General features: G+C 67.2%; 9 protein-coding genes and 1 pseudogene. 3 read left to right on the forward strand and 7 right to left on the reverse strand.

Going from position 1 to position 12,481, the window contains the following annotated elements; translation table 11 throughout:
- Positions 1-13: 13 nt before the first annotated feature.
- Positions 14-160: a hypothetical protein gene (locus H3H39_RS00095; RefSeq protein ID WP_182151248.1), complete on the reverse strand. Its 147-nt coding sequence runs from the start codon at positions 158-160 to the stop codon at positions 14-16.
- Positions 161-292: 132 nt separating this feature from the next.
- On the reverse strand, positions 293-2,740 hold the full coding sequence (locus tag H3H39_RS00100) for a S9 family peptidase (protein ID WP_182151249.1): 2,448 nt from the start codon (positions 2,738-2,740) through the stop codon (positions 293-295).
- A gap of 139 nt (positions 2,741-2,879) precedes the next feature.
- On the opposite strand from H3H39_RS00100, the gene H3H39_RS00105 reads away from it, so the two are divergent.
- Both H3H39_RS00105 and H3H39_RS00110 read left to right on the forward strand, forming a co-directional pair.
- Positions 2,880-3,413, forward strand: coding sequence for a CcdC protein domain-containing protein (locus tag H3H39_RS00105; protein WP_182151250.1), 534 nt, complete (start codon positions 2,880-2,882; stop codon positions 3,411-3,413).
- A 135-nt stretch (positions 3,414-3,548) separates the two neighbouring features.
- A complete protein-coding gene (locus H3H39_RS00110) occupies positions 3,549-4,154 on the forward strand; it encodes a hypothetical protein (RefSeq protein ID WP_182151251.1) in 606 nt (201 codons plus the stop codon).
- 80 nt (positions 4,155-4,234) lie between these two features.
- On the opposite strand, the gene H3H39_RS00115 is transcribed toward H3H39_RS00110, so the two are convergent.
- The 5 genes and pseudogenes from H3H39_RS00115 to H3H39_RS00135 form a co-directional block, all read right to left on the reverse strand.
- Positions 4,235-7,063 (reverse strand): ATP-binding protein, encoded by a 2,829-nt coding sequence (locus tag H3H39_RS00115; protein WP_182151252.1) that lies wholly within the window; start codon positions 7,061-7,063, stop codon positions 4,235-4,237.
- Between the two features lie 159 nt (positions 7,064-7,222).
- Positions 7,223-7,948 (reverse strand): annotated as a pseudogene (locus H3H39_RS00120) (hypothetical protein); the annotation flags it as partial.
- Positions 7,941-9,305: a hypothetical protein gene (locus H3H39_RS00125; RefSeq protein ID WP_182151253.1), complete on the reverse strand. Its 1,365-nt coding sequence runs from the start codon at positions 9,303-9,305 to the stop codon at positions 7,941-7,943. The pseudogene H3H39_RS00120 and the gene H3H39_RS00125, both read right to left, overlap by 8 nt.
- Before the next feature lie 125 nt (positions 9,306-9,430).
- Positions 9,431-10,249 (reverse strand): DUF3108 domain-containing protein, encoded by an 819-nt coding sequence (locus H3H39_RS00130; protein ID WP_182151254.1) that lies wholly within the window; start codon positions 10,247-10,249, stop codon positions 9,431-9,433.
- A gap of 2 nt (positions 10,250-10,251) precedes the next feature.
- A complete protein-coding gene (locus tag H3H39_RS00135) occupies positions 10,252-11,475 on the reverse strand; it encodes a DUF3108 domain-containing protein (protein WP_229217809.1) in 1,224 nt (407 codons plus the stop codon).
- A 148-nt stretch (positions 11,476-11,623) separates the two neighbouring features.
- Here H3H39_RS00135 and H3H39_RS00140 point away from each other — a divergent pair, with 148 nt between their 5' ends.
- Positions 11,624-12,457, forward strand: a complete 834-nt coding sequence (locus tag H3H39_RS00140; RefSeq protein WP_182151255.1) for a PhaM family polyhydroxyalkanoate granule multifunctional regulatory protein — start codon at positions 11,624-11,626, stop codon at positions 12,455-12,457.
- Positions 12,458-12,481 lie beyond the last annotated feature (24 nt).

Below are 12,481 nucleotides of genomic sequence, written 5' to 3' on the forward strand. Positions count from 1 at the left end.
TCCCGGCGCGATCCTATCCTGGCTGTCCAGCCGGATTGTGATCGGGCACCGGGTCATCCTGGGGCACGGGATGCGGTTGGTGCGGTGGTGGCTCCGGCACCGGATCGTCGACCGGGGCCGGGTCTGGCGCGCGGTGGGCGTGGATGGCGGCACTATGCATGATTTCCCTCCAGGGTGGCTGGCGATGAGCCTCCATTCTACGCCGCCGCAGCCCCCGCCCTGCCCGATCTGAACACAATTTGATCTGGCTACCGATGCCGGACGGGGCGAGGCGCGCGGGCGCGCCCGCGTCTCACTCCGCGTGCTTGACGTATTTGTCCAGCCAACGGTGCGTCTCGTACAACATGTGCAGGATCGATTCGCGCGCCCGGTAGGCGTGCGCCTCGTTGGGCAGCATCACCAGCCGCGCCGTGCCGCCCAGTCCTTTGATGGCCTGGAACATGCGCTCGCTCTGCATGGGGAAGGTACCGGGATTGCTGTCCTGCTCACCGTGAATAAACAACATGGCGTCCTTGATCTTGTCGGCGTGGTTGAACGGCGACATGGCCTGGTACACCTCGGCCGCCTGCCAGAACGGCCGCTCCTCGGACTGGAAGCCGAACGGGGTGAGCGTGCGGTTGTAGGCGCCGCTGCGCGCGATGCCGGCCCGGAACAGGCGCGTGTGGGCCAGCAGGTTGCCCGTCATGAAGGCGCCGTAGGAATGGCCGCCGACGGCGATGCGGCGCCGGTCGGCCACGCCGCGCCGCACCACCTCCTCCACGGCCGCCTCGGCGTCGGCCACCAGCTGGGCCAGATAGCTGTCGTTCGGTTCCGCATCGCCGCTGCCGATGATGGGGAACGAGGGGTTGTCCAGCACCGCGTAACCGACGGCCAGGTAAGCGGCCGGCCCCCAGTAGCTGACGGCATTGAAGTGGTACGGCGAGCCCGTGGTCTGGCTGGCCGCGCTGGCCGACTTGAATTCGTGCGGATAGGCCCACATCAGCATCGGCAACGGGCCGTCGCGGGAGGCGAGGTAGCCGGGCGGCAGCATCAACGTGGCCGTCAGTTCCACGCCGTCGTTGCGGCGGTAGCGGATCTGCTCCTTCTGCACGTCCTTCAGTTCGGGCGTGGGATGGGGGAAGCTGGTCAGCGCGCGCAACTGCGCTTCCGGCGGCAGGCGCAGGTCGCGCACGTAGTAATTAGGCCGCTCGGTGGGCGATTCGCGCGTGGTCAGCAGCAGCGTGCCCTCCTCGTTCAACACGGCCGCCACGTTCTCGTAATACGGGGCGGCGCTCTGGAACAGCCGTTCCTTCTTGCGCGTGGTCAGGCTCAGGCGGTCGATGAAGGGACGGTCGCCCTCCGGCGTGGCGCCGGCGCCATCGAGCAGGATGGTGGTCTCCGGCCCGATCACGAGGCGTGGGAAGCCGCTGGCGTCGGCCCGCATCACGGGCGCGCCGGGGCTGCTGTAGCGGTCCTCGTAGGAACCTTCGTAGATCAGTTCCGGCGCCAGCGCCGGATGGTCGGGCGCGATCATCCACTGGCGCACGGCCCGCGTCTTGTGCCAGCGCTCGTTGAGCAGGGCCACGTCGCCCCGCCCCCAGGCGATGCCGCCGTAGCGCATGGCCAGCCGCGCCAGCACCTGCGGCGCGCCATGGAACGGCGCCGCGTGCAGGTACAGCACGTCGCGGTGCTCCACGTGACGGGCCGGGTCGCCGCCATCCTGGGCCTCGGCCCACAGCAGCGAGGCCGGCGCGTCGGCGCGCCAGGACACGTGGCGCACGCCGGCCGACACGGCATCGTTCCCCGGCGGCAGCCCCTCCTCCAGCGGCAGCATGGCCACCGTGTGCAGCAGTTTGGCGTGCATGTCGCGCACTTCGATCCGCTCGCCGAAGCTGGACACGGGCACCAGGTAGGAATACGGCCGCATGATGCTCTGGGTGAGCAGGTACTGGCCGCCCGGCGCCACCGACACGCGCGAAAACAGGTCCGGTTCGCCCAGCAAGCGCACACTGCCCTGCAGGTCCGTGTGGGCCAGCTGCACGGTGATGTAATACTCGAACAGGCGCGCATCGTCCTCGCTGCGCAGCAGGTCCTGGTAGGTGCGCAGCTGGCGCACGGCGCCTTCCGCATCGCTGTCGAGCTGCATGGGGCCGGCCGGGACGGGATGCGCGACGGGCGGCTTGCTCATCCCGGCCGGGCGCAGTTGCAGCAGCAGGCCGCTGCCGTCGGGCAGCCACGAGAAGCCCCGGCTCAGCACCGCCGACAGGGGCTGGCTCACCAGCCGGCGCGCGCGGCGGGCGGCGATGTCGACCAGCCACAGTTGGACTTCCCCGCGGTCGCCCTTGTAGGCCACGTGGCTGAACGCCAGGTGGCGCTGGTCGGGCGCCCAGCTCAGGTCGGACACGCGCAGCGCGCGCGGCAAGCCGCGGATACGGCTTTCCTTGCCGCTGGCGATATCGAGCAGGGTCAGGTCGGCGCCGTAGGCGAAGCGGCTGGCGGCGCAGGTGCGGGGGTTGATGCGCAGGCCGGCCAGCTTCAGCTCCGGCTGCGACACTTCCTCGATGCCGGGCAGCGCGGGCGTCTGCACCATGGCGGCCAGGTCGCGGCGCGGGCTCAGGCTCAGGGCCGGCGCGCGCGGCGCGTCGACGATGGCCCGCAGCGCAGGCGCTGGCTGCTGGTAGCGGCCATCCTGCGGCCCGCTGTTGGGCGAGGCGGCCATCAGGCCCATGCCGGGCGGCAGCGGCGGAATCAATGTACTCATGTCGGCGGCGGTCCGTGTCTGTGCGGCGGTCGCCCCATATTGCTGATACGCACGGGGAAAGTCAATGCGTCACCGTTCTGGCTTACAATCGCGGTGCGCGGCGCGGTGCCGCCGTCTCTGATGTCTCTGGAACGCTGAAATGGAAATTACGACGATCATCCTGCTGTTGCTGGTGCCCCTGCTGGTATGGCGCATTTATTCCCGCCTCAAGGCGGCCATGGGCCGCAGCCAGTCCATCCTGTGGCGCCACTACGCCGTGGTGCTGCTGCTGGCGGCGCTGGTGGGCGGGCTGGCCGCCAAGGTGCTCGACAGCCCGCTGGCGCTGGGCGCGCTGGCGCTGGGCCTGGCCGGGGGGATCGCGCTGGGCTTCCGCAACATGCGGCTGAGCCGCCTGGAGAACACGCCCGAAGGCTATTTCTACACCCCCAACCTGCGCCTGGGCGTGCTGGTGTCGATGCTGTTCATCGCCCGGCTGCTGTATCGCGGTTTCGAACTGTATCTGCAGATGCACAACGGCACCCCGTTGTCGCCCGAGGAATTCCACCGCAACCCGCTGACGGTGTTGCCGTTCTGCGTGCTGGCCGGCTTCTTCGGCAGCTACCATTTGTTACTGGCGCGCTGGCAGCGCGGCCAGCAGCCGGTGCCGCGCGGCCCGCTGGACCGCTTGCAGTAAGGGCGAAACCTGCGCCCGTTTCGCCCTGGCGGGACTATCATAGCGACTGGAAAGCGGACATTTAGTGGTATGCTTCATATAACCATGAGGCAACTTTAAATTCCATAAAGAAACGTCACGAAATTGCACCAGTTGATGAAGACGTCCATCTACGACAAAACCGCCAAGGGGCGCGAAGAGATCGCCACCCGGTGCTACCAGCTGGCGCCGCGTTTGCGCACGCTGCTGGTGATGGTCGATGGCCACCGGCCGGACGACGAGCTGTTACGCAACGTGGCCGGCCTGGGCCTGACGGCCGACGCCATGCAGGAACTACTGGCGCAGCAGTTCATCGTGCTGTCCACCAGCTACAACACGATCGACACACCGCTGGAGGCGACGGCGGAAGCGCTGGCGGCGCCAACGCCGGTCGCCGCGCCCGCGCCGGTGGCGGCAATGCCTGCACCTCTCACCATTCCCACCGTCCCCTTGGTGGTGGCGCCGGACAGACCGAGCAAGGCCGAACAATTTCAAGCGCTGTACGATTTCTACAACAAGACCATCAAGAGCACGATCGGCTTGCGCGGCTTCACCTTGCAGCTGAAGGTGGAGAAAGCCGCGTGCGTGGAAGACTTCCGCGAATTGCGGCGCCCCTATCTGGAAGCGGTATTGAAAGCCAAGGGCGGCGAGCTGGCGCAACGGCTGGGCGACCAGCTGGACCAGTTACTCGGCGAACGCAGCGACGACGACCTGGTGAGCTAAAAAATCGGGGACGGACCCCAATTTTCGCTATGCGGAAATTGGGGTCCGTCCCCGATTTTTTGGACCCGATTTTGGATGGATCAGGCTGCCTTGACGGCCTCGCCGGTACGGCGCTGCAGCACGAAGATGGGCTGGGCCCACAACGTGTCTTTCTTCTTCTTGCTCGTGATGAGCGTCAGTTCCGACGGGTCGTAGACGTCCGTGTTGTGCGTCAGCGGCGTCGTCATCAGGTATTGCGCCTCGGTGTTCTTGAGGAACTCACCCACCAGCTGGATATTGCGGATGTCCAGGTGGGCGAACGGTTCGTCGATGAACACGAAGCCGCCGGAACCGTCTTCCGACTTCAACAAACCAATCAACAGCACCAGCGACTTCATCACCTGCTGGCCGCCGGACGCTTCGCCGTCGTTCATGCCGATCGGCCCCTTGCCGTCGAACTTGAAGCGCACGTGCAGGCCGGCCTGGGCCAGCTGGGTGTCGTCGTTCTCCAGCCGCACCGGATCGGCATGCACTTCGATGCCGGCCAGTTCGCCCAGCTCCTTGATGTTCTTGCTGTAGGTCTTGATGGTGTAGCGCAGCCGCTCGATGTAGGCGCCGCGCGCGTTGCCGGTGGCCTCGATGGCGCGGTTGTTCTGGTAGCGGCGCTCCTCCGTTTCCGTCTGGCGGCCATGCAGCTGCTCGTTCAGGCGCAGGTACTGGTCGATCACGGTGGCGTCCAGTTCCCAGTCGCTGCGGGCCAGGCTCGCTTCCAGGCTGTGGATACGCAGCGCCACCTGGTGCGAGTTCTGGTGCTCGGCCACGAGACGCGCGCGGCGCGCCGGACGGCGCCAGCTCTTGGGCAGGTGGCGCCACGCGCGGCGCAGCGCCAGCAGCGCGCGCGCATGATCGCCGCGCTGTTCGATCTGGCGCTTGTTGGTCAGGCGCAGGCCCGCTTCCGCCTCGGACAGGGCGAAGCGCGCGTTCTGCCACACGGTGTCGGTACGGGTGCGCTGCACGGTGGCGTCCTTGATCAGCGCCTGCAGCTCGCCCAGGCGGGTGCCCACTTCCATCCGTTCCTCGCGCAGCGGCACGGCGTTGCGCGCCGCCTCGTCGAATTCAGCCTGGCGCGCAGCCAGTTCCTTGGCCGCGTCCACACCGGCGATGCGGGCCTTGAGCGCGCTCGTTTCCGAGGCCAGCTTGCTGATGGCCAGCGTCAGCGCATCTTCCTGCGCCTCCAGCCCCGGCAGCGAGCGCTGGATCGCTTCCATCCGCTGGGTGCGGCCGGCCGAACCAAAGCGGTAGCGCGACGCTTCCACGAACAGCGAGCGGCCGCCGCGGCGTTCGCGGTGATAGGCCTCGGGCGTGATCCATTCCTCTTCCTTGCCGAGCTTGAAGCCTTCGTCCACCGTGTCCACCCGGGCGATGCGCGACAGCTGGTCCACCAGCCAGGCCGGCACCGGCGCCGAGAACTTCACCACCGACAGCAGGCTGTCGTCCTTGACGCCGGGCGCCGTGACCAGGTCCGGCACGATGAAGTGGCGATAGCGTTCCTTCTCGGCCAGGCGGTAGGCGGCTGGCGCATCCTTGGCTTTATCGAGCAGCACCACGGAGGCATAGCCACCCAGCACACCCTCGACGGCGCCTTGCCAGCGCGCGTCCGTCACTTCCACGATATCCGACAGCATGGCGTGGCCGATGCCGGCGTCGCGCAGCGCACGGCGCATGCCGCGCACCGCTTCCGGTTCCGGCATGGCCGTCTTGCCCTGCAAAGCGGCGATGGTGGCCAGTTCGCCGGCGATGCGCGCCGACAGGGCTTCGCGCGCCTGCTTCTGGCGCGCCAGTTCCGCTTCCTTTTCCTCCAGCTGCTGCGCCACTTCCGCGATGTCGTTGCCGGAATCGGCGGCCAGCTTTTGCAAGCGGGCTTTCTGTTCCAGCAGGCTGTCGAGCGGCTTGAGTTTGCCGTTGATCTGGCTCAAACGGCTTTGCAGCGCCGTCGATTCCTGCTCCAGCACCGTCTCATGCTGCTGCGCTTCCGTCAGCGCCTTCGCTTGCGCGGCCAGCGCGTTGCGCTTGTCCGTCAACTGCTGGTCAGCCTGCGCCAGCGGCTTGCGGGCGTCGCGCAACTGGCGGCTCACGTTGCCGTGCTTTTCGCGCGCTTCATGGTATTCCAGCGTCGGCAGCACTTCTTCCTGCAGGTTGCGGCGTTCCTTGTTCAGGTCTTCCCACTGGTGGTAGTTGGCCACGCGCAGGCGCAAGCCTTCCAGGTTGGTCTTCGATGCTTCCAGTTCCGACTCGAAGCGCTTCAGTTCCTGTTCCGTGTCGCGCTGGTGGCGCTTGGCCTCGTCGTAGGCGTCCAGCACTTCCTTGTCGCCGAACACCTGGAACACCAGGTCCAGCAACTGGCGCGGCGCGTATTCACACAGCTTGTCCGTCTCGCCCTGCTCCAGCGCCAGCACCTTGGCCATGGCCGGCGACAGGCCGGCGTTGGCCAGGCGCTTGCGGTAGTTTTCCACGCCCAGCCAGTCGTTCGCTTCCGTGATGTCCTCGATCTGCACATTCCCGGGGCGCATCAGGTACTGGCGCTTCCAGTCGCCACCGTTCTTCTGTATCTGGCAGAACAGCGTCACCTCGTCGTCGCTGAAGAAGCCGGAGCTGCGGAACGGACGGTTCGACAGCTGCTTGCCCACGTTCTTGTTGTCGACCACGGCGCGCAGCCAGGCCGTCTGCTGGCCGGAGTGGCGCGCGTAGTGCTTGTAGGTGCGGCCCATCGAGCAATCGAGGCCGAACAGGGTGCGCAGCGCGTCCAGCAGCGTGGTCTTGCCGGAGCCGTTCTGGCCGGCGATGGTGATGATCTTGGCGTCGAGCGGAATGTTCTTGATGCGCTGCCAGTAGTCCCAGTGCACCAGTTCGAGTGATTTGATATGAAACATGGATTAATCCCTGGCTGGAGTATCGTCGGACGGCACGGCGTCGGAAGCGCTGTCGTTTTCGCTTGCGTTATCGTCGTCGGCGCCATCGTCGGTGCCATGCGTCTGGATGGCGTCGCCGGCGGGCAGCGCCTCGCGGTGGATGGCTGCCGGCAGCTCGAAGGCGGGCACCTCGAACGCTGGCTCCTCCTCGTCGGCCGGCGCGGCGGGCGGCTCGTCGGCGGCCAGCGGCGGCGTGGCGCGCGGCACGGGGATGATCTGGGCCGGGGCGCGCTTGAACACGTCGGCCAGCGCGCCATTGATGATGCGTTCCTTGAGCAGGTCGGTGTCCATCATCAGGTCCAGCAGCGGACCTTCCACGATCACGTCGCCGCGCCGTTCGATGAAGCCCAGCTTGGCCAGGATGCCCAGGTTCATGTCCAGCCGGGTCTTCTTGCCCAGCTTGTCGCCAAAATCGGCCAGCAGCGCCTTGTAGGCGATGCCGATCGACGTGTCCTCGGCGCGCGGCAAAGGCTTCTCCACGCCGAACATGTCGTTCTGGTCGTCCTCGGCGTGCTGGTGGGTTTCCTGGCGTTCGCGCTTGGGCAGGATGATCTGCGCCCACAACACCACCAGCAAGGCCACGCCGTCGCGCGACAGGCCGAAATTATTGTTCTGCCAGACGTCGCGCGCGCCGAAAATCTTCGGTTCGATGGCGCGCGTGAGGGCCAGCGTGACGTGGTCGGCATAGACGTTATCGAGCAGCTTGAGGCCGGTGGCCAGCAGGCGCGCGTCGATCTCGGCGCGGAACAATTCGTCCGACAGCACGCGCTTGATCAGCTTGTCGTCGCGGCGCAGGGTCTGGTGCGTCAGCAGGCGCGCGATCAGGATTTGTGCATCGTCATTCATCGGTCTTGTCGCCTTGCGGATCGAGGGAGAGGGAAAGCGTGGCCAGCGACATGGCCGCCACATGCAGGTCGGGCAGTTCGATCATCTCGTCGGACGGGGTGAAGGTCACGGGCAGGCGGGCCAGTTCGGCCGTGGCGCCTTGCAGGCTGGCCTCGGAGGCGTCGCCCAGCAGCGGCAGCAGCGAGGCGCGGTAGGAGGCCACGGCGAAGGTGGCCGGCAGCAGCGAATCCTGGATCGGAATCGATTTTGGAGCTTCCTCGGCGATGCTGGGGAAATTGCCCAGCGCGGCGAAGTCGGACAGGCGCGCCAGCCAGTCATCCAGTTCTTTTTGCATGGCGGGTGTGTCGTTGATGGTGGTGGGTGCATCCTGGCCGGCCGGCAGGCCGCCCGGCGCCACGCCGGACACGCGGTCCGACAGCAGCTCCGTCTCGGCCACGTCGATCATTTCGGCCGGCGTGATAAACAGCGGCACGACCGGCTGGTCGATGGCGCCGTCGGCCAGCGAGGCCAGGTCTTCATGTTGCAGCAGCCAGCGCTTGATGTCGGTGGTCGACAGGCCGGATTGGCCCAGGTGCACGCGCTGGCGTTCGATCTGGTTCAGGGCGCGCGAGAACATGCCCTGCATATTGAGCAGCGCGCTCTGGGCGCGGCCGATGGCCTGCGCCGCTTTATGGGTGGCGCTGTCCGCGTTCTCGTCGGTCGTGATGGCGCGCAGGATCTCGGAACCCTTCTCCACCCAGTCGCAAGCCATGTGCCACTTGGCCTGCGAGGCGCGCAGGCGGAATTCGGAACCGGAGGCGATGGCGTCGGCGAATTCTTCGGTCAGTTCGACCAGCCGGCCCAGCAAATGCTGCAGCTGTTCGACGGTGACGCCCCCCACGGCCTGGGCCCCGGCCACCTGCGACAGCAGGAAGCCCATTTCCGCCTCGTCCTCGTTCTGGCCCAGCGCCAGCAGGCCGTCGATGGCCGACAGCACGTTGCGGGCCATGGGCGTGACGCGGTACACGGCTTGCTGGGCGTCCCAGGCCAGGAGCTGGTTCGAGCGCAGGCGCATCAGCACCGTTTCCAGGCTTTCCGGCAGCAGGTAGGCGAGGCGGGTATTGATATCGGCGCGCGAAAACGCCGACGTGGCCGTGTCGGACGCCAGTTCGCGCAGCACCAGCAGCCGCACCAGCACGCCGTCGAAGCCGCCGTGGAACAGGGCCGTAAATACTTGCAGCAGCGGTTGCGCGCGCTTTAAGTGGTAGACCTGCTCGATCTCGTCAGCCGATACATTGGGCTGGAAATGGGCTTGCAGCGTATCCTGGTGCTCTTGCTCGGTGATCGGTGCTTGCGCGGCCGCGGCGGTATCTGCCATTGCTGCATTTGCCATTATTTCTATCATTCTGTGCCATTCTCGATGATGATTAAGATGACAACAGAAGCCGCCCTCGCGGGCCCGTCATCTTCATCGCGGGGGCGTCAGTATATCAGGCACGGCGGCTATTTCCTGCTGATCTTGTCGAGCGTCTGGTCGACGAAGTCGCCGTCCGCGTCAGCGAAGCGGATACGCACCGGATACCACTCCAGCGATGGCGCCAGCCACAGGTCCACCTGCTGGCCTTGCGCGTCCGGCGGCGGCGCCTTGACCAGGTGCAGCGCGTTCACATCACCCTGGCCCGTGTGCACCGTCTCCTGGTTGACCACCTTGAACACCCACGGCTCGGCATCGCGCGAACCGGCCACGAAATAGGCCCATTCCGTGCCCGGCTTGAAGCGCTCCGGGTTGGCCCGGGCCTGGGCCAGCAACTGCCAGGGAGCGCTGGTGCGGTCCTGCTCTCCGCCCTTGAGCGGGTAGCTGTCGTCGCCGTCCGTGAACACGATGGTCTTGCTGTCGCGCTTGAAGGACGTGGTGCTGGGGTCCTTGCGGAAGCGCTTCTGGTAGAACGTGAGGGGCGCCAGGCCGTAGCCATCCACCACGCCCTCGCTGCGGTTTTCCAGGATCTTGCCAAAAATGACAGCGTGGCTTTCCGTGTTGATGCTGTATTTACCCTCGCCCGTTTGCCACGCCACCACGGCGTCGCCCGAGATGGGCAGGCTGCGCTGGCGGGCCTGGATGGTGTAGTGCAGCTGGGCCGATGGCGGCAGGCTGTAGGCGCGGCGCACGCTGGGGTGTTCGCCGGCGGCGGCCGTGCCGGCGCCGTTGCCCGTGCTCGTGCCCGCGCTCGCGCCCGTGGACTGGCGGTGCTGGGCGGCCTGCGCCGGCGCCGCCAGCACGGCGGCCGCCAACAGCAGTGCCGCCGAAGTATGCAAAGTAGTCATGGTCATTTTCCCGAATTTGTCATGGTGATCCTGGCGACGGTCTGTGTGGTGAGCGCGCCGCTCGCTTCTGTATTGCGTATCTGGACCGGATACCAGTAATGCGACGGCGCCAGCCACACGTCCAGCCGCGATGTATAGGTGCCCGGCTTGGGCGGACGGGTCAGGTGCCAGGTCTGGAGCTTGCCCAGCCCCGTTTCCAGCTCCTCCTCGCCCACCAGCTGGAAGCGGAAGATGTTCGCTTCCTTGTCCTCGCCCACCAGGATGTCCACGTCCGTGCCGAACTGGTTGGGGTCGGCCCGTCCGATCGCGCCCAGCTGGAACGGCACCGTGGCCTTGTCCTGCGCCCCCACCAGCAGCGGATAACTGCGTTCGGACGCGGAAAACGTGATGCTGCCCTCGTCGCGGTTGAAGTGGGTGGCCGTCTGCGCACGGCCGCTGCGCTTTTCCGTGGCCGTGACGGGCGCGATGCCGTAATCGTCGATGGTGCCGGCGCTGGTCAGCACCAGCAGGTTGAGGCGGGTGACCAGCATGCTGATGCCGGCCTCCACCGACAAGGTGTAGCTGCCGCCGTCAGTATGCCACTTCATGGCCGCCTCGCCCGTCCATTTGGTGCCGTTGGCGTCCACCCGGTGCACGTCGAGCAGCAGATCGGCCGATGGCGGCAGGTTGACCTTGTAGCGCCGCATGCCCTGGCCCGGCGCCTGCACGGGCGGCGGGGGTGGCGCGTCGCTGGTCTGGGCCGTGGGAGCCGGGGCCGCGCCGGGCGTGGGCTGCCCGGCGCCCGCTTGCGGCTGCGCCGCCGTTGGGGCGCTGTCGGCGCCGGCCTGGGGCTGGCCGGCGGGCGCGGACAAGGCGTTACTGTCGTTCGCGCCGCTGTCGGCCACTGGCGGCGCCGGTGCGGGAGCCGGCTCGGCGGCAGGTTCAGGTGCGGGCGGTGGTGGGGCGGGCCGGCGCGGCAGCTTCGGCACAGGCTTGGGTGCGGACGGGCTCAAAGGCTGTAACTCCGGCAGCGGCGCCGCCTCATGACGCTGAGGCAAGGCCAGATGCAGCTGGGCCGTGACGAGCGACGGCGGCGGCCGGCGGCGCGCCGCGCGCTGCCCCAGTTGGGTCCCCACCCAATCGATGGTCAGGTAATGCAAGGCCACGGTGGCGGCGCCCAGCAGCAGCCAGCGGCGGCGTGGGCGGAGGAAGGTGGCGATCGTCATGGCGCTAGTGTAACGTGTCAACGGACTTCTCCGCTGACAGCGGCGAGCCGCATCTTGCGCTGACACGTCAAGACGGCGTGTCAATGGCGCGCGCGAATGTTGTCAAAACCTTTTGAACGCCTTACCGATATCTGCTACGCTAAACGTTCACTCATAGGAGAAACCAGCCATGTCAACCCCTCAAATGCCCAACATCCCAGGTGCTGCAGTGATGACGGACACCCTCGATTTCGTCAAGAACCTGTGGGGCAGCATGAGCGTGCCAGGGCTGACGGCGCCCACCCTGTCCGTGGATGAACTGGACAAGAAGATCAACGACTTGAAGGCCGTGGAAACATGGCTGAACCTGAACATGAGCATGCTGCGCGGCAGTATCCAGGCGCTGGAAGTCCAGCGCGGCACCATCGCCACGCTCAAGTCGGTGGGCGCCAGCATGGCGGCGGCCGTCAACAAGGGCGGCGGCGACACCAAGTCCATGCTCGACGCGGTGCCCTACGCGTCCGTCTTCTTCCAGCAAGCCCAGGCTGCCGCCGCCAAGGCCCCGGTGACGCCCCCCCCATCTGCGCCCGCGCCCGCGCCAGCCGCGGCCGCCCCTGCCTCGCCGTTCGCCAGCGCAGGATCAGCCAACCCAGCGGCAGCCAGTAGCAGCGCCGCCAAGCCGGCCGCCAGCCCGGGCGCCGACGCGGCCGCGCAGATGGCCAATCCGGCCATCTGGTGGAATTTGCTGCAGGATCAGTTCAAGCAGGCCGTCTCCAGCACGCTGGGGCCGGAGGCGATGACCAGCGCGGCCGGCAAGATGGCGGCCGCAGCCACTGCAGCGGCCACCTCGGTGGCGAAATCGGCCGCCAACGCCGCCACGGCGGCCAGCGCCGCCGCCAAGCCAACGACGGCCCCAGCGGCGCAATCGGCCAAGCCGGCACCGGCCAAGGCGGGCGCCAAAACGCCCGCCAAACCGCGCGCCGTCAAAGCCAAGCCAGCAGCCAAGCCGGGCTCGCAGGAATAAGTTAGTTGTCCACGGCGTTGTCCA

This window comes from Rugamonas apoptosis (assembly GCF_014042355.1).
GTDB lineage: Bacteria > Pseudomonadota > Gammaproteobacteria > Burkholderiales > Burkholderiaceae_D > Rugamonas > Rugamonas apoptosis.